Genomic DNA, 21,071 nt, shown 5'->3' with positions numbered 1-21,071 from the left:
CTCCAGTTGTGAAGAAGGCCGCCATGGTCGCGCAGTTGGACTCCCCGTACCAGGCTGGATCGCTCCACCCCGCGGAGCTCCGCCCGCTGCTCGTGGCCCTGCAGGGGCTGCGTGACGGCAACTTCCGCAGCCGGCTCGATCCGCCCGCCGATCCGTTCCTGGCCGAGCTGGCGATCACGTTCAACCAGGTCGTCGACCGCAACGAGCACCTGTCGAACGAGCTGACCCGCCTGCGCACCGAGGTCGCCAGGCGGGGGCGGCTCGACGAGCGGCTCGACCCCAGCCCCGGCACGGGCGGCTGGGCGGTCAACGTGGCCGCCGTCAACTCCGTCGTCGACGCGCTCGTCATCCCGATGGCCAAGGCCACCAGGGTGCTCAACGCGGTCGCGGACGGCGACCTGTCCAAGCGGGTGGACCTCCAGGAGGACGACCGGCCGCTGCGCGGCGGGCTGCGCCTGATGGGCAAGGCGGTCAACCGGATGGTGGACCAGCTCGCGCTGTTCTCCGGCGAGGTGACCAGGGTGGCGCGCGAGGTCGGCACCGAGGGGCGGCTCGGCGGGCGGGCCAAGGTGCAGGGCATGTCGGGCAGCTGGCGCGACGTCACCGAGGCGGTCAACGCCATGGCCGCGCGGCTCACCGCCCAGGTACGCGACATCGCGGTCGTCACCACCGCCGTGGCCAGGGGCGACCTGACCAGGCAGGTGACGGTCGAGGCCACCGGCGAGCTGCTGGAGCTGAAGCTGACCGTCAACACCATGGTGGACCAGCTCTCCTCGTTCGCCAGCGAGGTGACCAGGGTGGCCCGCGAGGTCGGCACCGAGGGCCAGCTCGGCGGCCGGGCCGAGGTCAAGGGCGTGCTCGGCACCTGGAAGGACCTGACCGACAACGTCAACTTCATGGCCTCCAACCTCACCACCCAGGTGCGCTCGATCGCCCAGGTGACGACCGCGGTGGCCAACGGCGACCTGTCCAAGAAGATCACCGTGGACGCGCGGGGCGAGATCCTGCAGCTCAAGGACACCATCAACACGATGGTGGGGCAGCTGTCCGCGTTCGCCGACGAGGTGACGCGGGTGGCGCGTGAGGTGGGCACGGAGGGGCGGCTGGGCGGTCAGGCGCAGGTGCGGGGCGTGTCGGGGGTGTGGAAGGACCTGACCGACAACGTGAACTTCATGGCCTCCAATCTCACCGAGCAGGTACGCGACATCGCCCAGGTCGCCACCGCCGTCGCCCAGGGAGACCTCAGCCGCAAGATCAGCGTGGACGTCAAGGGCGAGATCCTGCAGCTCAAGGACACCGTCAACACGATGGTGGGGCAGCTTTCCGCGTTCGCCGACGAGGTGACGCGGGTGGCGCGTGAGGTGGGCACGGAGGGGCGGCTGGGCGGTCAGGCGCAGGTGCGGGGCGTGTCGGGGGTGTGGGGCGACCTGACGGACAACGTGAACTTCATGGCCTCCAACCTCACCAGCCAGGTCCGCTCGATCGCCATGGTCACCACCGCCATCGCCAACGGCGACCTGTCCAAGAAGATCACCGTGGACGCGCGGGGTGAGATCCTGCAGCTCAAGGACACCATCAACGCCACCGTGGACAAGCTCTCCGCGTTCGCGGACGAGGTGACGCGGGTGGCGCGTGAGGTCGGCACGGAGGGGCGGCTGGGCGGTCAGGCGCAGGTGCGGGGCGTGTCGGGGGTGTGGAAGGACCTGACCGACAACGTGAACTTCATGGCCTCCAACCTCACCAGCCAGGTCCGCAACATCGCCCAGGTCGCCACCGCCGTGGCCAACGGCGACCTCTACAAGAAGATCGACGTGGACGCCCGGGGCGAGATCCTGGAGCTCAAGACCACGATCAACACCATGGTCGACACGCTCTCGTCGTTCTCCTCCGAGGTGACCAGGGTGGCCCGCGAGGTCGGCTCGGAAGGCAGGCTGGGCGGCCAGGCCGAGGTCGAGGGCGTATACGGCACCTGGGAGCGACTCACCAAGAACGTCAACGAGCTCGCGGGCAACCTCACCACCCAGGTCCGCGCCATCGCCGAGGTCGCCAGCGCCGTCGCCCAGGGCGACCTGAGCCGCTCGATCAGCGTCGAGGCCAAGGGCGAGGTCGCCGAGCTGAAGAACAACGTCAACCTCATGGTGGCCAACCTGCGCGAGACCACCCGCGCCAAGGACTGGCTGGAGAGCAACCTGGCCCGCATCGCCGGGCTCATGCAGGGCCACCGCAACCTGGTCGAGGTCGCCGACCTCATCCTGCGCGAGCTGACGCCGCTGGTCAGCGCCCAGTACGGCGCCTTCTTCCTGGCCGACGCCGACTCGGTCGACGGGTCGCTGGCCTACATCGCCGGCTACGGCGCCGCCCACGACGTGCTGCCCGGCCCGGCCACGGCGGGGCCCGGCCTGATCAGGCAGGCCGCGCTGGAGCGCAAGCGCATCCTGCTGGAGGACGTGCCGCCCGGCTACATCACCGTGCACTCGGGGCTGGGCGAGGCCGCGCCCGCCAGCGTGGTGGTGCTGCCCATCGTGTTCGAGGACAAGGTGCTCGGCGTGATCGAGCTGGCCTCGTTCAGCCGGTTCAGCGACGTGCACCTGGCCTTCTTCGACCAGTTCGTGGTCACCATCGGTGTGGCGATCAACACCATCATCGCCAACGCCCGCACCGAGGCGCTGCTGTCGGAGTCGCAGCGCCTGGCGCAGCAGCTCCAGGGCCGTTCCGACGAGCTGCAGCGCCAGCAGGCCGAGCTGCGCAGGTCCAACGCCGCGCTGGAGGAGAAGGCGCACCTGCTGGCGACCTCCTCCCGCTACAAGTCGGAGTTCCTGGCCAACATGTCGCACGAGCTGCGCACGCCGCTCAACAGCCTGCTCATCCTGGCCAGGCTGCTCACCGACAACCCCGAGGGGAACCTGTCGGAGCAGGAGGTCGAGTTCGCCAGCACGATCCACAACGCGGGCAGCGACCTGCTCCAGCTCATCAACGACATCCTCGACCTGTCCAAGATCGAGGCGGGGCGGATGGACGTGCGGCCGGAGAAGCTGCCGCTGAGCAAGCTGCTCGACTACGTGGACGCCACCTTCCGCCCGCTCACCGTGGACCGGGGGCTGACGTTCGAGATCGAGGTCGGCCCCGGCACGCCCCGCGAGCTGTTCAACGACGAGCGCAGGCTCCAGCAGATCCTGCGCAACCTGCTGTCCAACGCGGTCAAGTTCACCTCCGCGGGCGAGGTGCGCCTGACGGTCTCTGTCGCCGAGGACAGGCCCGACCCCGACGGCCGGCCGATGCTCTGCTTCGCGGTGCACGACACCGGCATCGGCATCGCCGCCGACAAGCTCCCGGCCATCTTCGGCGCCTTCCAGCAGGCGGACGGCACCACCAGCCGCAAGTACGGCGGCACCGGCCTCGGCCTGTCGATCAGCAGCGAGATCGCCCGCCTGCTCGGCGGCGAGATCCACGCCGCCAGCACCCCCGGCCAGGGCAGCACGTTCACCCTGTACGTACCGGCCGGATGCGCCGCCAGCGGCCCGGAGCAGCCGGCGCCCGAGCCCGCCGAGCCCCACACGCCGCCGCCCGGCTGGCAGACCGACGGCGACGACCCGTGGCAGTCCTCCGCCAGGCTGAGCCGGCTCAAGCAGGGCCCGCTCGGAGCGGCGTTCGCGGGCCGGCGGGTGCTCATCGTGGACGACGACATCCGCAACGTCTACGCCCTGACGCACGTGCTCGGCCGGCTCGGCATGGAGATCGTCTACGCCGAGAACGGCAGGGAGGGCCTCGAGGCGCTGGAGCGGGAGGAGGACATCGCGCTGGTCCTCATGGACGTGATGATGCCCGAGATGGATGGCTACGAGACGCTCGTCGCCGTACGGCAGCTGCCGCGCTTCGCCGACCTGCCGATCATCGCGCTCACCGCCAAGGCGATGCCGGGCGACCGGGAGAAGACGATCTCCTGCGGCGCGTCCGACTACGTGCCCAAACCCGTGGACCTCGACCAGCTCCTGGAGGTGATGCGGGGGTGGCTCGCGGGCGAACGGAAGGCGGACGGATGAACCGGCAGGTCAAGATCCTTCTGGTGGACGACAACGAGGAGAGCCTGATCGCGCTGGAGGCCGTGCTCAGGCCGCTGCAGCAGCTGCTGTTCAAGGCCAGGTCGGGTCCGGAGGCGATGAAGCTGATGCTGCGCCACGACTTCGCGGTCGTCCTGCTCGACGTGCTCATGCCCGGCATGGACGGCTTCGAGACCGCCACCCACATCAAGCGGCTCGACCAGACCCGCGACGTGCCGATCATCTTCCTGACCGGCACCGAGCCCAGCTCGGGCGCGGCCTTCCGCGGGTACGCGGTCGGCGCCGTCGACTACCTCACCAAGCCGTTCGACCCGTGGGTGCTGCGCTCGAAGGTGGCGGTGTTCATGGAGCTGTTCAGGAAGAGCGCGGTGCTGATGGAGCAGGCGGCGCTGCTCGCCCAGCTCGTCAGCGACAACGAGGCCCTGGCGGGGTTCGCGCAGCGGCTGGGGGCGGTCGAGACGCGCCTGGACGGGCTGGCGGAGGGCGCCGCCGGCGACGAGGGGTTGCGGGAGGCGGTCAAGGACCTGGCCGACCGGGTGGCCGCCATGCAGACCGCCTTCGAGGCCGTCTCGACGCTCCGGGCCAGGGAATGACCCTCCCGTCCGTCAGGACATCGGCGAGCCTCCGCGCGTACCGCGGTGTCTCCGTCGTACCTTTGGCATCATGGCCACCCGTACGCCGAAAAGCGCATCGAAGGGGCCGGCGAAGCGGTCGACCTCGTCCCGTTCGACCCCCGCCAAGCGCGGGGCCGCGTCGGCGGGACGACCCAGGGCGAAGGGAGCCGCCACCGGCCGTAAGCCCTCGATGACCCACCAGGACCCGATCAGCTGGGTCTTCACCATGATCGGCAGGCTGATCGTCGGCCTGTGGATGTTGTTCGCCAACGGCCTCGGCAGCGCGGCGCGGGCCCTGGGCAAGAACGCCAGGGAGCTCGATCCGGCGCACCGGCGCGACGGGGTGGGCCTGACGGTGCTGGCCGGCGCGATCGTGCTGGCGGCCATGACGTGGCGCAACTCCGAGGGGGCGGTGGCCGGCGTGGTCAACGCCGCCGTGCGCGGCGTGTTCGGCTCGCTGGCGTGGGCGCTGCCGCTGCTGCTCGGGCTGCTGGCCTGGCGTTACCTGCGCCATCCCGACCAGAACGCCGACACGGGGCGCATGGTGATCGGCTGGGCGGCGCTGATGGTGGGCGTGCTCGGCGTGATCCACGTGGCCAACGGCACGCCGTACCCGGCCGGGCAGGGCCAGGGCATGGACAAGGTGTCGCAGGCCGGCGGCATGGTCGGGTTCATCGTGTCGGCGCCGCCGATGAGCATCCTGCCTCCATGGGTGACGATCCCGCTGCTGCTGCTCCTGTCCGGGTTCGGGGTGCTGGTGATCACCGCCACGCCCGTGCACCGGATCCCCGAGCGGCTGGCCGAGCTGAGGCACATGCTGTTCGAACGGCACTCCGAGACGGACGCGCCCAAGCCCGCCGCCCGGAAGCGGGTCAGGACGAAGAAGCCCGAAGAGGGCGAGGACGGCGTCAAGCCGTACGACACGCCGGTGATCGCGGAGAAGGACAAGAAGGGCGACCACTCGCCGGAGATCGTGCCGGGGCTGACCGACGAGGAGGAGACGCCCGCTCCCGAGCCTGAGAGGCGTCCTGAGCCGCCGGAGCCGACGCCCGCGCCCCGGAAGGTCGAGCAGCTCGTCCTGTCGCCGCAGGCGGGCCCGTACAGCCTGCCCGACCTGCAGTACCTCAAGCCGGGCACCGCGCCCAAGCCGCAGACCAAGGCCAACACGACCGTGGTGAACGCGCTGACCAGCGTGCTGGAGCAGTTCAGCATCGACGCGCAGGTGATCGGGTTCACCCGGGGCCCGACGGTCACCCGCTACGAGATCGAGCTCGGGCCCGCGGTGAAGGTGGAGAAGGTCACCGCGCTCACCAAGAACATCGCCTACGCCGTGAAGTCCGCGGACGTCCGCATCCTGTCGCCGATCCCCGGCAAGTCGGCCATCGGGGTGGAGATCCCGAACGCGGACAAGGACCTGGTGGCGCTCGGCGACGTGCTGCGCGCCCAGGTGGCGCAGGCCGACCACCACCCGATGATCGTCGGCCTGGGCAAGGACGTCGAGGGCCGCACGATCGTCGCGAACCTCGCCAAGATGCCCCACCTGCTCATCGCGGGCGCCACCGGCGCCGGTAAGTCGGTCTGCGTCAACGGCCTGATCACGTCCATCCTGATGCGCGCCACCCCCGACGAGGTGCGGATGGTGCTGGTCGACCCCAAGCGGGTCGAGCTCAGCGTGTACGAGGGCATCCCCCACCTCATCACCCCCATCATCACGAACCCGAAGAAGGCCGCCGAGGCCCTCGAATGGGTCGTGGGCGAGATGGACCGGCGCTACGACGACCTGGCGGCGTCGGGGTTCCGGCACGTGGACGAGTTCAACAAGGCCGTGCGGGCGGGCAAGCTGCAGCCGCCGCCGGGCAGCGAGCGGGTCTACCAGCCGTACCCGTACCTGCTGGTGATCGTGGACGAGCTGGCCGACCTCATGATGGTGGCCCCGCGCGACGTCGAGGACTCGATCGTGCGCATCACCCAGCTCGCCCGGGCGGCGGGCATCCACCTGGTGATCGCCACGCAGCGGCCCTCCGTGGACGTCGTCACCGGCCTGATCAAGGCGAACGTGCCGTCCAGGCTCGCCTTCGCCGTCTCCAGCCTCACCGACTCGCGGGTCATCCTGGACCAGCCGGGCGCCGACAAGCTGGTCGGCCAGGGTGACGCGCTGTTCCTGCCCATGGGGGCCAGCAAGCCGATCCGCATCCAGAACGCGTTCGTCTCGGAGAAGGAGATCGCCGAGATCGTCTCGCACTGCAAGGAGCAGATGCAGGTCGAGTACCGCGAGGACGTGGCGGCGGCGCCGGTCAAGAAGGAGATCGACGAGGACATCGGCGACGACCTCGACCTGCTGATCCAGGCGGCCGAGCTGATCGTGACCACGCAGTTCGGCTCGACCTCCATGCTCCAGCGCAAGCTGCGGGTCGGCTTCGCCAAGGCGGGCCGGCTGATGGACCTGCTGGAGAGCCGGAACGTGGTGGGCCCGAGCGAGGGCTCCAAGGCGCGCGAGGTGCTCGTGAAGCCCGACGATCTGCCGGGTTTGCTGGCGGATCTGCGTGGCGAATGACCCCAATGCACGGTTGCGCGGCGGTAACTGATTGAATATGTACCACCACGAAGAGTAGCCAGGGTGGTGGGGGGCGGTTCGCTGTGCAGGAGCAGAGCATCGGGGCCATGCTGCGGGCGGCCAGGCAGACGGCCGGCCTGACGGTCGCGCAGGTCAGCGCGGCCACCAGGATCCGCGAGGCCATGATCCATTGCATGGAGCAGGACGACTACGGCCAGTGCGGCGGCGCCTTCTACGCCAGAGGGCACGTCAGGGCCGTGGCCAAGGCGGTGGGGCTCGATCCCGAGGCCACCGTCCATCTCTACGACCAGCAGTACGGCGGGCCGCCGCAGCCCATGCCGGCCTCGGCCGTGTTCCAGGCCGACCGCAAGATCAACCTGCCGGAGCGGCGCGGGCCGAACTGGACGATGGCGCTCGGCGTGGCGCTGGCCATCGTGGTGGTCTTCGGCATGATGCGGGTGATGGGCGGCGCCAGCGACCAGGTGCGCACGGGTGACGTACGGGCCGCCTCGGCCCGGCCCAGCGTCCCGCCGAACACGCCGATCACCGAGACGCCGCGGCCGACGCCGTCCAAGACCTCGGCCAAGAACACGGTTACCGTGCGTATCAAGGCGAAGCGGTCGTCGTACGTGAGCCTGCACGACGCCGAGGGGCACAAGCTGTTCGCCGGCACTCTCAAGGCGGGCAAGACCTCCACGTGGCGCGCGCCCGAGAAGGTCAACGTGCTGCTGGCGGACGCCGGAGCGGTAACGGTGCACGTCAACGGCAAGAGGGTGAAGGGTCTCGGCGGCAGGGGAGACGTGGCGCGGCGCTCGTTCGGGCCGCCCAAACCGCAGTCGCGGTAGCCGTGCGGGGGGAGCCAGTGCATCGGGTGGTGGCCAACTCCCGATACCGTAGTGTTCACCATGTCATCCCGCCGAACCGCATCGCTGATCACTCTGGGCTGCGCACGCAACGAGGTCGACTCCGAGGAGCTGGCCGCGCGACTCGAGGCTGCCGGCTGGCAGCTGGGCGACGACGACCCCGATGTCGTCGTCGTCAACACGTGTGGCTTCATTGACTCGGCCAAGAAAGACTCGATCGACACGCTCCTGGCCGCCGCTGACTCCGGCGCGAAGGTGGTGGCCGCGGGCTGCATGGCCGAGCGCTACGGCAACGAGCTCGCCGACGCCCTGCCCGAGGCCAGTGCGGTCATCTCCTTCGACGACTACGCCGAGATCGGTGACCGCCTCGACGACGTGCTGGCCGAGCGGCCGCTGAAGCCGCACACGCCACGCGACCGCCGCACCCTGCTACCCATCTCGCCGGTGGATCGTGCCAGCGCGCCCAAGGCCAACATCCCCGGCCACGGCGACCTGCCGGAGGGCCTGGCGCCCGCCAGCGGCCCCCGCGTGCTGCGCAAACGGCTCGACGAGAGCCCGGTGGCCTCGCTCAAGCTGGCCTCCGGCTGCGACCGGCGCTGCACGTTCTGCGCCATCCCCGCCTTCCGCGGCTCCTACGTCTCCCGCCGGCCCGACGAGCTGCTCGCCGAGGCCGACTGGCTGGCCCACAGGGGCGTTCGCGAGCTCGTCCTGGTGAGCGAGAACTCCACGTCCTACGGCAAGGACCTGGGCGACCTGCGGGCGCTGGAGAAGCTGCTGCCGCAGCTCGCCGCCGTCGAGGGCATCGAGCGGGTGCGCGTCAGCTACCTGCAGCCCGCAGAGCTGCGGCCCGGCCTGATCGACGTGATCTGCGGCACCGAGGGCGTGGTGCCCTACTTCGACCTATCCTTCCAGCACGCCAGCGGCACGGTGCTGCGCCGGATGCGCCGCTTCGGCGACCCCGAGCGCTTCCTCGGGCTGCTGGAGACCATCCGCGAGCGCGCCCCCGAGGCGGGCGTGCGCTCCAACTTCATCGTGGGCTTCCCCGGAGAGACGGAGGAGGAGTTCGGCGAGCTCGTCGGGTTCCTGGAGGAGGCCAGGCTCGACGTGATCGGCGTGTTCGGCTACTCCGACGAGGACGGCACGGAGGCGGCGACGCTGCCGGGCAAGCTGGACCAGGAGGTCGTCGACGAGCGCGTGCGCATGCTCACCGAGCTGGCCGAGGAGCTGACCGCCCAGCGGGCGGAGGAGCGCATCGGCACCGAGGTCGACGTGCTGATCGACGACGACCTCGGCGACGGCGGCTACGAGGGCAGGGCGGCGCACCAGGGGCCCGAGGTCGACGGCTCCGTCACGGTGCAGGGCATCGGCCTGGTCAAGGGGCAGATCGTTCGCGCGCACGTGGTCGACGCCGAGGGGGTTGACCTGATCGCGCGCATCAAGGCCGGCGGTCCATGACAAGGGACGAGCGCCGCGTGGTAAGCCCGTGGAACATCGCCAACGTCCTCACGGTCCTCCGGTTGGTGCTCGTCCCTTTCTTCGTCGTCTGCCTCTTCCTGCCGGGCACGGGCTGGCGGGTGGCCGCGCTGGCGGTCTTCGGGGTGGCCTCGCTCACCGACCACCTCGACGGCGAGCTGGCCAGGCGCTACGGCCTGATCACCGACTTCGGCAAGATCGCCGACCCGATCGCCGACAAGGCGCTCACCGGGGCGGCGCTGGTGTGCCTGTCGATCCTGGACGAGCTGCCCTGGTGGGTGACGATCGTGATCCTCGGCAGGGAGCTGGGCATCACGGTGCTCAGGCTCGTGCTGCTGCGCCACGCGGTCATCCCGGCCAGCTACGGCGGCAAGGTCAAGACCGTGCTGCAGATCGCCGCCATCGTCCTGTATCTCCTGCCCTTCGTGCCGGGGCCCGTGCGGTGGGTGGTGATGGGCGGGGCGGTCGTGGTCACCGTGGCGACGGGGGCCGACTACCTTTTCAGGGCCGTGAAACTGCGTAAAGTGGCCAAGCAGGCGCGCGGGGAGTGATCGATGGCGGACATGGCCGAGGTGCTCACGATGCTGGTGGCCCAGGAGGCGACGGTGGCCGTGGCCGAGTCGCTGACGGGCGGGCTCATCGGGGCGGCCATCACCTCCGTGTCCGGGTCCTCCAAGGCGTTCAGGGGCGGAGTGATCTCCTACGCGACCGACCTCAAGCACGAGCTGCTGGGCGTGCCCCAGGAGCTGCTGGCGCGTGAGGGGGCCGTGGACCCCGGCGTGGCCGCCGCGATGGCCGCGGGGGTGGCGCGGGTGTGCGGGGCGACGTACGGCGTGGCCGTGACGGGCGTGGCGGGGCCCGAGCCGCAGGACGGCAAGCCGGTCGGCCTGGTGTACGTGGCGGTCTCCGGGCCCGGCGGGCAGGTTTCGTCGCGGGAATTGAGACTTCTGGGGTCGCGCGAACGTATCAGGGTAGAGACGGTGGACGAGGCAGTCGATCTCCTGTCAGGTGTGCTGAAGGCGAACATAGGGGAACATTCCGGGTGATTACCGTGTTACGTCCCGAGCGAACATGCGATGCGCGGTCTGACGCGGTGTCGGTGGATACGGGTACGGTGGAGCTGTGAGTGAGGTCCGTGAGCCAACTGCAAGCACCGAGCGCCCGGCAGGCGGGCCTGATGAGTCGCGCAACAAGCCACGAGCGGCGGTCCAGGGGCGGAGACGCCCAATGATGACGGCGAGGAGTATGTACGAAGCCAAGAAGAACAATGTGCGGCACGATCCGATCGCGCGGGGCGTGGTGAAGACATCCGCGCCGGGGAGGGAGCGACAGATGATTCTGCTGCGTCAGCTGCTCGGAGATGTGCTGAGGCGGTTGCGGGTGCGGCAGGGACGCACGCTACGAGAGGTGTCCACGCTGGCCCGGGTCTCGCTCGGCTATCTGTCCGAGGTGGAGCGCGGCCAGAAGGAGGCCTCGTCCGAGCTGCTCGCGTCGATCTGCGGCGCGCTCGGTGTGCCGCTTTCGCAGGTGTTGCGTGAGGTTTCCGACCAGTTCGCGCTGGCGGAGCTCCAGGCTGCCCCTGTGCTTGCCGACGTGCCCGAGCACGAGCGCCTGCCTCTTGGCGAGACGGTTCCCGGGTCGATCTCCGACTCCGTGTTCCCCGAAGTCAAGGACATGGTGGCTGCCTAACGCGGCTGGCAGCCAGCACACCACAGGATCAGTCGTTCCTGTGGCTGCGCCCCCATCTCCCCACGGCTGATGCGGGTGCCGCATCGGCGACAGGGCCTCCCCGCCCTGCCGTAGACCCAGGTCTGATTCGCTGGGCGGCGATCACCTGTGGTCACCGTGCCCGCATGTCCCCTGTTGGCCTCCAGCAGCCGCTGTGCCAGCGACACGAGCCCCTCGAGATCCTCGATCTCCCCGACCTGCTTCCACGGCCAGATCCCGCGCAGGAACAGGGTCTCGGCGCGATAGATCGTGCCGATCCCCGCCAGGTTGCGCTGATCGAGCAGCGCCTCCCCGATGGTCCTGTCGGGCGCCCCTCGTAGTCTTCGCACGGCCTCATCCGGGTCCCAGTCCGGGCCGAGCAGATCCGGCCCCAGGTGGCCCACCAGGCGTGCCTCGCCGGCCGTCCTGACGAGATCGACCATCCCGAGCTTGACCCCGACCGCCTGCCATCGCTCGTTGGCCAGGATCAGCCTGACCTGGTCGCCGGGCGGGATCCGGTCGCCCGTCCGCATGATCTGCCAGCGTCCGTCCATGCGCAGGTGGGTGTGCACGGTGAGCTCGCCCTCGATCCGGGTGAGCAGGTGCTTCCCCCTGGAGAGCGTGGTGATCACCCGGCGTCCGGTGAGGTCGGCCGTGGCGTGCTGGGGCACGCGGAACTGCGATCTCGTCAGGATCTGGCCGTCCAGCGCGCCCCTGAGCCGCGCGGCGGTCCGGTAGACGGCGTCTCCTTCGGGCATTTTCCCAGTTTAAGAGGGGCTTTCAGCTTCGTTTGCTTGGAGCTCTGCCTTTATCGGGGTTCATGGCCATAATGGCGATCAGGAGTAGGCCTTGACGGAGGGCTGAGACGGGGCATGCCGGAAATAGCGGAATTACGCGCGGGAGATCCCACCGAGGTCGCGGAATACCGGTTGACCGGACGGCTGGCAGCCGACGTGTTCACCGGACGGTCGAGGGCCGGGGAGCCCGTGGTCGTCCGGCTGCTGCCGCCCGAGATGGAGCCCGAGCCGTTCCTGCGGGCGATGGAGCCGTTACGCGGGGCCTCGGTGGTCGGCACCGCGCAGATCCTGGGCGCGGGGGTGGCCGGCGAGCAGGCGTACCTGGTGACGGAGTTCGTGGACGGGCCCGCGCTGAAGGACGCCGGCGGCACGTTCGACGGGGTGGGGCTCTACCGGCTGGCGGCGGGGACGATCACCGCGCTGGTCGCACTCCACCAGGCGGGGCTGGTGCACGGCGACATCCGGCCGGGCAACGTGCTGCTCGGCCCGGACGGCCCCCGGGTGATCGACGCCGGGCTGGAGCGGGCGATGGCGGCGGCGTCCGTCTCCACCAGGAAGGTGGCCGTGCCCGCCTACACCGCGCCCGAGCGGCTGCGCGGCGGCGAGGCCGAGCCGGCCGCCGACGTGTTCTCGTGGGCGGCGACCATGGTGTTCGCCGTGACCGGCGCCTCGCCCTTCGAGGGCGGGTCGATGAGCGCCACCGTCGACCGCATCGTCAACCAGGCGCCGGACCTGCTCGGCCTGGGGGAGCTGCACGACCTGTTCGCGCGGTGCCTGGACAAGGATCCGGCCGCGCGGCCCGCCGCCAGCGACGTGCTGCTGCGGCTGGTCGGCCAGACGTCGTTCCTGACCGGGAAGGTGGACGGGGACCCGGCGCCTCCCGAGCCCGCCCCACAGGCCCGCCGGGGCCGGAGCCTGCTGTCCCTGGGGGCGGCGTTCGTGGCCGGGGCGCTCGTGTCGGGAGCGGGCGTCTACGCTCTCGGCGGCGCCCGCGCGCCGGCCGTGAACCAGGCCGCGGCCACGACGTCGCCGACGCCCACGACCGCGCCGACGATCACGCCGTCCGCGGTGGCGGCCCCGGAGGGGGAGGTCGAGAAGAAGGCGCAGACCGACACGGAACTGCCCGTGATCGGCGTCACCCTGCACGAGCACCCCAAGGACGCGGTGCGCCTGGCGTCCTACATCGAGGGCCAGGGCGCGTTCAGGACGTACGTCAGGGACAGGAGCGGCACGTTCAAGCACCTGGGGGAGACCGAGCAGCCCGTCCTCGCGCCCGGCGGCGACTGGGTGGCGCTCAACCCGATGATCAAGTTCCGGACGGGAGATCTGGACCAGATCAAGTTCTCCAGGCTGTCCACCGGCGAGTCCTTCGTGGTCAACACGGTCAAGAAGCCCCTGCAGACCATGACGCCCGTCTGGTCCAGGGACGGGAGCAAGCTGCTGCTGTCGGTCGCCGACATGAAGAAGGAGCCGTACCGGCTCGTGGGCTTCGTGGTCGTCGACGTGGCCGCCAGAACGGCCGTCCACGTCGAGACCGAGTACAGCGACGACACGGCCCTGGCCTACACCTTCGACCCGGGCGGGACGATCGTGCGAGGCTACTGGGACGGCAAGCGCGGCGGCATCGAGTACTACGACATGTCCGGCCAGGTCACCCGGACCCTTCACTGGGTGGGCCTGCCGCGCGGCACCCAGTGGTTCTCGCCGTCCGGCACGAGGTTCGCCACGGTCTGCCCGAACAGTGACTCGTACTGCGTCTGGGACCTCAAGACCGGGGCCCGGCAGGCCACGGTGCCCTTCACGGACAAGGACGGCGAGTTCCTCGGCTGGTTCAACGAGAAACACCTGCTCGTGAAGGATCCGGGCAAGAAGCGGAACACCGAGGTGGTCAAGGTCATCGACCTCGTGGGCGACACGGCGCGCGTGCTGGCGGACATCGCCACGGACAAACCCTCCCTCTTCCAGTACGCTCCGGCACCGCCCGCATGAAGCCGCTGGTCGCGAGCGACCCCCTCTACGTCGACGGCCGCCGGGTGGTCGGCCGGCTGGGAGCGGGCGGCCAGGGGGTGGTCTACCTCGGCGAGTCGCCCGACGGCACCAGGGTCGCGATCAAGGTGCTGGGCGACGGCCTGGACGACCCCGACGCGCGGGCGCGCTTCGACCAGGAGATCGGGTACGCGCGGCGGGTCAAGGCGTTCTGCACGGCGCAGGTGCTGGCCAGCGGTGAGGTGGGCGGCACGCCGTACGTGGTGAGCGAGTACGTGGACGGGCCCGCCCTGGCCGAGGTGATCCAGGAGCGCGGCCCGCTGCGCGGGGCGGAGCTGCGGCGGCTGGCGATCGGCACGCTGACCGCGCTGGCGGCCATCCACCAGGCGGGCGTCGTGCACCGGGACTTCAAGCCCGGCAACGTGCTGCTCAGCAGGGACGGGCCCCGGGTGATCGACTTCGGCATCTCCAGGGCGCTGGAGGAGTCCGAGACGGGCGGCGGGCACATCGTGGGGACGCCGCCGTACATGGCGCCCGAGCAGTTCTCGGGTGCGGCGGCCGGGCCCGCGGCCGACCTGTTCGCGTGGGCCTCGACCATGGTCGCCGCCGCGACGGGCAGGCCGCCGTTCGGGACGGGGGAGCTGCCCGCGCTGGTGAACCGGATCCTGCACGCCGAGCCCGAGCTCGGCGAGCTCGACGGGGAGCTGCGGGAGCTGGCCGCGCGCTGCCTGGACAAGGACCCCGCCGCCCGGCCCACGGCGGCGCGGGCGCTGCTCACCCTGCTTGGCCACCGTGTGCCCGCGCGGGTGTTGCGGGACACCGGCGAGCAGCGGCTGCTGGCGGAGGGGCAGCAGTCCGCGGCGCCTCCCGCCCGCCGGCGATGGCGGCTGGTGGCCGGCGCGGTGGCCGTCGCCGTGGCGGTCGCGGCCGCGGTGCTCCTGCTGCGGCCGGCGCCGGAGCCGGAGCCGCCCGCCCCGAAGCCCGTGGTGTTGCCGGTGCCGCGTGCCGGGGTGATGGCCGCCACGTCGGTCTCCGAGCTGAAGCTGCCCGGCACGGGCATCACGCTGCACGAGAACCCCGCCGACCCCCTCTGGGTCTCCTCGTACCAGGACCAGCGCGACGGCCAGGGCTCGGCCTCCTACGTACGGGATCCGGCCACGGGCTCCTTCGCCTTCTTCGCCAACCTCCAGGAGCCGATCGTCTCGCCGGGCGGCCGTTACGTGGCCTCCCTGGCCGGCTCGAGATTCGCCGAGACTTCCCACGAGACCGTCTGGCTGCGCGATCGCGCCACGGGACAGGACCGGCACCCGCGTACGGTGGACAAGCCCGCCACGTTGTGGCGCCCGAGCTGGTCCGCCGACGGGCGGCAGTGGCTGGCGACGGTGGCCACCACGGACGACCAGGCCCTGGGCTTCGCGGTGGTGGACGCGGTCACCGGCGCCGTGAAGATCGTCGATGTGGCGGACGTCCGTGAGGCGGAGTACGCGTGGGGCGCGGACGGCAGGAGCGTGCTGTACCAGCCGCGGAACGGCGTGGTGAGCGAGCTGGATCTGAACGGGAGGCCGCTGCGGACGTTCTCCGGTGTCGGAGAGCAGGCGGGAGGGGCGGCACGGACGACGCTCGGCACAGTCTTCAGCACCATATGTCCGGATAAAAGTGGAAATATTTGTCACTGGGACGCACGAAGCGGCGAGCGCAGGGCGACGACCAGGCTCCCCGAGGGCGTGAGCTTCCGCGGCTGGCTCGACGAGCGCCACTTCCTCGCCACCCGGACCCGCGCGAAGACCCTCGACGTCCTGCTCATGGACGTGAACGGCCGCGCCGTACGCACTCTCGCGACCGGCCCGAAGAGCGAGCTGGACGAGGTCGTGCTCTGGTTCACCAGGAGATGACCGTCAGTCCGGCCGGCCGGGGCGATCCTCCGCGACCGGCGCCGGCCGCGGGACGGTGGCGGCGGGGAGCGGCTGGGCCAGGATCAGCGTCAGGTCGTCCACCACGTGCGAGCACGACCCGCCGGTGTGCCGCCGCAGCAGGTCGAGCACCTCGCGCAGCGACTCCTCCAGCGTGGCCTGCGTCAGCGCCGCGTGCAGGTGCTCGTCGAAGGGCAGCTCCAGGCCCTCGCAGCTGCGCGCCTCGGTCAGCCCGTCGGTGAACAGCAGCAGGCGGTCGGAGGGCAGCAGGCGTACGCGCCACACGTACGGCTCGGGGGACAGCCCGAGCGGACGGCACGGGCGCGGAGGGTGCAGCGCGCGCAGGCGGCTGTCCACCCGCACGGGGGCGGGATGGCCGCAGTTGACCAGCAGCACCCCTCCCGGCACGAACTCGGCCAGCAGCACCGTCGCGAAGTCCTCGGGCCCCAGGCTGGGCGAGACGGCGGCGTCGAGCTGGAGGGCCAGGGCGGCCAGATCGGGCGCGGCGGCCGCGGTGCGGCGGAAGGCCGCCAGCAGGGTCGCGCTGAGGTGCGCGGCGTCCAGGCCGTGACCCTTGACGTCCCCGACGATCAGGCGCAGGCCCGTGGGCGTGGCGACGGCGTCGTGCAGGTCGCCGCCGATGCGGGCGGCCCCGGCCGACGAACGGGTGTGCGCCGCCAGGCCGACCCCGCCCAGCTCGGCCGGGAGCGCGGGGATCATCGCCCACTCCGCGATGCGGGTCATGCGGGCCAGCTCGGCCCGGTGGCGGGCATGGGCGCGGGCCGTCACGCACGCCCACAGGCCGCCTGTCGCCACGATGAGCAGGCGTACCAGGTGGTGCGGCAGGTCGGAGCCCTCGTCCACCGCGGGCAGCAGCAGCGCCAGCGCCAGCGCCACGGCGGCGGCCAGGACGGTGTGGCGGACGGTCAGCAGGTGGCCGGCGACCATCGGCCCGATCAGCAGCAGGGCCGACAGGGAGACCGTGGCGTACGCGGCGTCGGCCAGAGCGACCACCACCTCGGCCGCGAGCAGCGCGAGCAGCAGCCGGCGCTGGTGACTGGAGGCGATTTGCCGCGAGATGACGCCTCCTCGGGAGATTGCGGTCCTCTGGTGGTTGCGATCGCGAGTAGCCACCTTCTCACTTTTAGTGACGGTGCGGGAGCGATTCCGGCAAACTGTGGGGCACGCCGAGTCCAGTGAGGTGACGATCATGCAGGTCGGCCAGTGGCAGGGGAACCTTCCCGGCGAGAGCACGAGAATGATCGGCCGCCGCGGGGAGGTGGACGGGGTACGGGCGCTGCTGGGCAGGTCCCGGCTGGTGACGGTCACGGGGGTGGCCGGGGTCGGGAAGAGCAGGATCGCCCTGCGGGCCGCCGCCGAGCTGCGGGAGGAGTTCGCCGACGGGGTCTGGCTGGTGGCGCTGTCGCCGCTGGTGGAGGGGAGCGCGTTGCCGTACGCGATCGCGGAGGCGCTGCCGCTGAGCGACCAGAGCTCGCGGCCGGTGACCGAGGTGCTGGCCGACTACCTCGCCGATCGGGAGCTGCTGCTCGTGCTCGACACCTGCGAGCACCTGACCGAGGCCTGCGCGGAGGCGGTCAGGACGCTGCTCGCCGCCGCGCCCCGGCTACGCGTGCTGGCCACCAGCCGCAGGCCGCTGGGCTGCGCGGAGGAGCAGGTTCGCACGGTGGACCCGCTGCCGGTCCCCGAGGGCGACGACTGGCGGGAGGGCGATGCGGTGGAGCTGCTCCTCGACCGTGCCGCCGCCACGGTGCCCGGCTTCACGATGGACGAGCGCAACCGCGATGCCCTGATGCGGGTGTGCCGGCGGCTGGAGGGGCTGCCGCTGGCCATCGAGCTGGCCGCCGCCCGGCTGCGCGAGCTGTCACCCGCGCGGCTGGCCGAGCGCCTGGAGGACCGCTTCACGGTCCTCGGCACGACCGACCACCAGGTGTACGACGCCGACCCGCCCTGGCACCAGGCCCTGCGTACCGCGATCGGCTGGAGCCACCAGCTCTGCACCCCGGCCGAGCGGCTGCTGTGGGCGCGGGCCTCGGTGTTCGCCGGCGGCATCGACCCGGTGGCCGTGAAGCAGGTCTGCGCCGACGACCGGCTGCCGAGCTGGCAGATCCCGCAACTGCTGGAGTCGCTCGCGGACAAGTCGATCCTGATCTGGGAGCCGACAGGGGCGGGCGACCGCTACCGGATGCTGGACACGATCCGCGAGTTCGGCGCCATCTGGCTGAAGGACCTCGGCCAGGACGAGCGCGTCAGGCGCCGCCACCGCGACTACTACCTGGCGCTGGCCAGGGACGGCGACGCCTCCTGGATCGGCCCCGACCAGTACGCCTGGTACGACCGGATGACCGTCGAGCTGCCCAACCTGCGGGCCGCGCTGCAGTTCGCCCTGGTACGGCCCGAGGGGCACACCGCGCTGGAGCTGGCGGGCGCGCTGTGGTTCTTCTGGTACCCGTGCGGCTTCCTCCAGGAGGGGCGGCACTTCCTGGAGCGGGCGCTGGCCCAGGACCGCGCGCCCGGCCCCGCGCGCCGCAAGGCCATGTGGGCGTGCGCGCTGGTGCTGGTGTGCCAGGGCGAGGGGGCGCTCGCGGAGAAGCTGGCCGTCGAGTGCGCGGCCGAGGCCGAGGCGCAGGGGGATGTGGAGGCGACGCTGATGGCCTGGTGCGCGATGAGCTGCGCCGCCATCATCATGGGCGACAACGCGCGGGCGGCCGAGGCGGCCAGGAAGGTGATCGACCGGGAGGAGCGCTCGCTCTTCTGCTTCCCCGAGCTGCTCGCCTGCACCAGCTACGGCATGAGCAGGACGATGGCCGGCAGCTTCGAGGACGGCATCGCCGCGCTGGAGCGGCTGCGTACGCTCTGCGACCAGCACGGTGAGCGGTGGCAGCGCGCCTACGGTGACGTGCTGCGGGCCCAGGCCGAACTGGCGTGCGGGCGGCCCGAGCAGGCGCGGGCGTACGCGAAGGCGGCGCTGGAGGTCAAGTGGCGGCTGCACGACAGCCTGGGGATGGCGATGGCGATCGACGTGCTCGCCCCGGCGGCGGTCGCGGCGGGGGAGGGGGAGCGGGCCGCGCGCATGCTGGGGCTGGCCGACCAGATCTGGGACACCGTCGGCAAGCACCAGATCGGCACTCCGGAGCTCGTGGCCACCCGGCGGGCCTGCGAGAGCGAGGTGCGCGGGATGCTCGGCGACCGGGCCTACGACGAGGCCTTCAGCGCCGGCCGGGACACCGATCTGGACGCGGGCGTCGCGTACGCGCTGTCGGCCCGCTGATCACCCGGGCGGTCAGTCCCAGGCGGCGGGGTCGGCGGCGAGCTGGCGGACGCGCTCGGGCAGCGACCCGGAAGCGACCTGTTCGAGCGTGACCTCCTCCAGGATCGACCGCTCGGTGGCCCGCAACGCGATCCACACCTGCTGCAGGGACTCGGCGGGCCCCCGGTAGCCGACGTGCTCGGGCCGCTCGCCGCGCACGTTGGCCAGCGGGCCGTCCACGGCGCGGATCACGTCGGCCAGCGAGATGTCGGAGGCGGGCCTGGCCAGCACGTAGCCGCCCTCCGGCCCGCGCTGCCCGCGCACCAGCCCGGCGCGGCGCATCTGCAGCAGGATGTTCTCCAGGTACTTGGGCGGCATGTCCTGCTCCTTGGCGAGCTCGCCCACGGTGGTGGGGCCGGCACCGGCGGCGGCCAGTTCGGCGGCGGCGCGGAGGGCGTAGTCGACACGAGCGGATAGGCGCATGTTCTCGATTATCCCTCCTGGTCAACACTGGTTAGACAAAGCTTGCCAGATCGGGCGGGAGATCCGCTTACGCCGGGCGCGTCCCAGGTGCGGAAATCGGCGTTCGCACCAGGCGAGAATGGGAGCGCTAAACTTCCAACAACCTTTTCGATTTGACGGTGGGATTCAGCGTGGAGCGACGCCCTGGTGTGCCCAGATTGCTCAGGGAGATCAATGACCGGGCCGCGCTGGAGCTGTTGCTGGCGACCGGTCCGATGACGCGCGGGCAGATCGGCAACCTGACCGGTCTGTCCAAGGTCACGGCCTCGCAGACGCTGGCCAGGCTCGAGGAGCGCGGGCTGGTCGAGGTGGTCGGCACGCAGGCAGGCGGGCGGGGGCCCAACGCGGCGCTCTACTCGGTGATCGCCTCCAGCGCGTACGTCGCCGGCTTCGAGGTCGGGCCCGAGCTGATCTCCACGGCCGTCGCCGACATCCACGGCAACACGATCGCCGAGGTCACCGTCGACCCCGACGGCCACGACGACCCCGTCTCGCTGGTGCACGGGGCGATCGTCAAGGCGTGCCGCAGCGCCAAGGTGAGCATCTCCAAGCTGCGCGGCGTCGTCATCGGCACGCCCGGCGTGGTCGATCCGCGCAGCGGCGACATCCGCTTCTCCTTCGACCTGCCGGGCTGGCACGAGGGCATCCACGAGGCGCTGGCGGGCGACCTGCGGCGCCAGGTGACGATCGAGAACGACGTCAACCTCGCCGCCATCGCCGAGCGGGCCGACGGGGCCGCCCAGGGGCTCGACGACTTCGTGCTGCTGTGGGCCAGCCGGGGCCTGGGCATGGCCGTCACGCTGGGCGGCAAGCTGCACAGGGGGCGTTCGGGCAGCGCGGGGGAGATCGGCTACCTGCCGGTGCCCGGGGTGCCGCTGCCCGAGGACATCCGTACGCTGCCGGGGCGGCTGCCGTCGCTGGCCGGCGGGTTGCAGTCGCTGGTCAGCGCCGAGGCGGTGACCGAGCTGGCGCAGGGCTACGGCTTCGCGGCCGGCAGCGCGACCGAGTGCGTCAAGGTCGCGGTGGCGGCCGGGGCCGAGGGGGAGCCGCTGCTGGACGAGATCGCGCAGCGGCTGGCCCTGGGGGTGGCGGCGGTGTGCGTGATCCTCGACCCCGGGCTGGTGGTGCTGGCCGGGGAGGTGGGGCACGCCGGTGGCGGCGCGCTGGCGTCCCGGGTCGAGGAGGCCGTGGCGCGCATCTGCCCGGTGCGGCCGCAGGTCGTCACGACCACGGTGACCGACAAGAACCCGGTGCTGCGCGGGGCGGTGCTGGCGGCGCTGGACCAGGCGCGCGAGGATCTGCTGGCCTCCTGACACGCC

General features: G+C 71.4%; 15 protein-coding genes. 12 read left to right on the top strand and 3 right to left on the bottom strand.

Going from position 1 to position 21,071, the window contains the following annotated elements:
* The first annotated feature begins 23 nt into the window (after window positions 1–23).
* From HD593_RS45845 to HD593_RS45810, 8 genes are all read left to right on the top strand, one after another.
* Window positions 24–4,040, top strand: a complete 4,017-nt coding sequence (locus tag HD593_RS45845; RefSeq protein WP_185109188.1) for a HAMP domain-containing protein — start codon at window positions 24–26, stop codon at window positions 4,038–4,040.
* Window positions 4,037–4,651, top strand: coding sequence for a response regulator (locus tag HD593_RS45840; protein WP_185109187.1), 615 nt, complete (start codon window positions 4,037–4,039; stop codon window positions 4,649–4,651). Before HD593_RS45845 ends, HD593_RS45840 begins: the two co-directional genes overlap by 4 nt.
* 70 nt (window positions 4,652–4,721) lie before the next feature.
* Window positions 4,722–7,226 (top strand): DNA translocase FtsK, encoded by a 2,505-nt coding sequence (locus HD593_RS45835; protein ID WP_185109186.1) that lies wholly within the window; start codon window positions 4,722–4,724, stop codon window positions 7,224–7,226.
* A gap of 83 nt (window positions 7,227–7,309) precedes the next feature.
* Window positions 7,310–8,071, top strand: coding sequence for a helix-turn-helix domain-containing protein (locus HD593_RS45830; RefSeq protein ID WP_185109185.1), 762 nt, complete (start codon window positions 7,310–7,312; stop codon window positions 8,069–8,071).
* Between the two features lie 60 nt (window positions 8,072–8,131).
* Window positions 8,132–9,544, top strand: coding sequence for a 30S ribosomal protein S12 methylthiotransferase RimO (gene rimO, locus HD593_RS45825; protein ID WP_185109184.1), 1,413 nt, complete (start codon window positions 8,132–8,134; stop codon window positions 9,542–9,544).
* Window positions 9,541–10,113, top strand: coding sequence for a CDP-diacylglycerol--glycerol-3-phosphate 3-phosphatidyltransferase (gene pgsA, locus HD593_RS45820; protein WP_185109183.1), 573 nt, complete (start codon window positions 9,541–9,543; stop codon window positions 10,111–10,113). Before rimO ends, pgsA begins: the two co-directional genes overlap by 4 nt.
* A 3-nt stretch (window positions 10,114–10,116) precedes the next feature.
* Window positions 10,117–10,608, top strand: a complete 492-nt coding sequence (locus HD593_RS45815; RefSeq protein WP_185109182.1) for a CinA family protein — start codon at window positions 10,117–10,119, stop codon at window positions 10,606–10,608.
* Window positions 10,609–10,894: 286 nt separating this feature from the next.
* Window positions 10,895–11,251 (top strand): helix-turn-helix domain-containing protein, encoded by a 357-nt coding sequence (locus HD593_RS45810; RefSeq protein WP_185112531.1) that lies wholly within the window; start codon window positions 10,895–10,897, stop codon window positions 11,249–11,251.
* On the opposite strand, the gene HD593_RS45805 is transcribed toward HD593_RS45810, so the two are convergent.
* Window positions 11,248–12,027, bottom strand: coding sequence for a DNA-formamidopyrimidine glycosylase family protein (locus HD593_RS45805; protein ID WP_185109181.1), 780 nt, complete (start codon window positions 12,025–12,027; stop codon window positions 11,248–11,250). The two genes, HD593_RS45810 and HD593_RS45805, sit on opposite strands and share 4 nt — an antisense overlap.
* Window positions 12,028–12,141: 114 nt before the next feature.
* On the opposite strand from HD593_RS45805, the gene HD593_RS45800 reads away from it, so the two are divergent.
* The gene (locus HD593_RS45800; protein ID WP_185109180.1) at window positions 12,142–14,055 is read left to right on the top strand and encodes a serine/threonine protein kinase; all 1,914 of its coding nucleotides are present in this window, start codon (window positions 12,142–12,144) and stop codon (window positions 14,053–14,055) included.
* A complete protein-coding gene (locus HD593_RS60725; protein ID WP_221525318.1) occupies window positions 14,052–15,944 on the top strand; it encodes a serine/threonine-protein kinase in 1,893 nt (630 codons plus the stop codon). Before HD593_RS45800 ends, HD593_RS60725 begins: the two co-directional genes overlap by 4 nt.
* 3 nt (window positions 15,945–15,947) lie before the next feature.
* Here the strand turns inward: HD593_RS60725 and HD593_RS64800 are convergent, their stop codons facing one another.
* Window positions 15,948–17,096 carry a PP2C family protein-serine/threonine phosphatase gene (locus tag HD593_RS64800; RefSeq protein WP_185109179.1) on the bottom strand — a complete coding sequence of 383 codons (1,149 nt, stop codon included), beginning with the start codon at window positions 17,094–17,096 and terminating at the stop codon, window positions 15,948–15,950.
* A gap of 76 nt (window positions 17,097–17,172) precedes the next feature.
* On the opposite strand from HD593_RS64800, the gene HD593_RS45785 reads away from it, so the two are divergent.
* A complete protein-coding gene (locus tag HD593_RS45785) occupies window positions 17,173–19,251 on the top strand; it encodes an ATP-binding protein (RefSeq protein WP_185109178.1) in 2,079 nt (692 codons plus the stop codon).
* 12 nt (window positions 19,252–19,263) lie between these two features.
* On the opposite strand, the gene HD593_RS45780 is transcribed toward HD593_RS45785, so the two are convergent.
* A complete protein-coding gene (locus HD593_RS45780; RefSeq protein WP_185109177.1) occupies window positions 19,264–19,713 on the bottom strand; it encodes an RrF2 family transcriptional regulator in 450 nt (149 codons plus the stop codon).
* A gap of 170 nt (window positions 19,714–19,883) precedes the next feature.
* Here HD593_RS45780 and HD593_RS45775 point away from each other — a divergent pair, with 170 nt between their 5' ends.
* Window positions 19,884–21,065 carry an ROK family transcriptional regulator gene (locus tag HD593_RS45775; RefSeq protein ID WP_185109176.1) on the top strand — a complete coding sequence of 394 codons (1,182 nt, stop codon included), beginning with the start codon at window positions 19,884–19,886 and terminating at the stop codon, window positions 21,063–21,065.
* Window positions 21,066–21,071 lie beyond the last annotated feature (6 nt).

Origin of the sequence: Nonomuraea rubra (assembly GCF_014207985.1) — a bacterium.
Lineage (GTDB): Bacteria > Actinomycetota > Actinomycetes > Streptosporangiales > Streptosporangiaceae > Nonomuraea > Nonomuraea rubra.
Note: the sequence above shows the minus strand (reverse complement) of the source record. Positions and strands in the feature narration are given on the sequence as shown.

What these genes read in the sequence shown, in the direction of transcription:
- HD593_RS45845 (WP_185109188.1), top strand. Translation starts at nt 24, where the DNA reads ATGGTCGCGCAGTTGGACTCCCCGTACCAGGCTGGATCGCTCCACCCC.
- HD593_RS45840 (WP_185109187.1), top strand. Translation starts at nt 4,037, where the DNA reads ATGAACCGGCAGGTCAAGATCCTTCTGGTGGACGACAACGAGGAGAGC.
- HD593_RS45835 (WP_185109186.1), top strand. Translation starts at nt 4,722, where the DNA reads ATGGCCACCCGTACGCCGAAAAGCGCATCGAAGGGGCCGGCGAAGCGG.
- rimO (WP_185109184.1), top strand. Translation starts at nt 8,132, where the DNA reads ATGTCATCCCGCCGAACCGCATCGCTGATCACTCTGGGCTGCGCACGC.
- pgsA (WP_185109183.1), top strand. Translation starts at nt 9,541, where the DNA reads ATGACAAGGGACGAGCGCCGCGTGGTAAGCCCGTGGAACATCGCCAAC.
- HD593_RS45815 (WP_185109182.1), top strand. Translation starts at nt 10,117, where the DNA reads ATGGCGGACATGGCCGAGGTGCTCACGATGCTGGTGGCCCAGGAGGCG.
- HD593_RS45810 (WP_185112531.1), top strand. Translation starts at nt 10,895, where the DNA reads ATGATTCTGCTGCGTCAGCTGCTCGGAGATGTGCTGAGGCGGTTGCGG.
- HD593_RS45805 (WP_185109181.1), bottom strand. Translation starts at nt 12,027, where the DNA reads ATGCCCGAAGGAGACGCCGTCTACCGGACCGCCGCGCGGCTCAGGGGC.
- HD593_RS45800 (WP_185109180.1), top strand. Translation starts at nt 12,142, where the DNA reads ATGCCGGAAATAGCGGAATTACGCGCGGGAGATCCCACCGAGGTCGCG.
- HD593_RS60725 (WP_221525318.1), top strand. Translation starts at nt 14,052, where the DNA reads ATGAAGCCGCTGGTCGCGAGCGACCCCCTCTACGTCGACGGCCGCCGG.
- HD593_RS45785 (WP_185109178.1), top strand. Translation starts at nt 17,173, where the DNA reads ATGCAGGTCGGCCAGTGGCAGGGGAACCTTCCCGGCGAGAGCACGAGA.
- HD593_RS45780 (WP_185109177.1), bottom strand. Translation starts at nt 19,713, where the DNA reads ATGCGCCTATCCGCTCGTGTCGACTACGCCCTCCGCGCCGCCGCCGAA.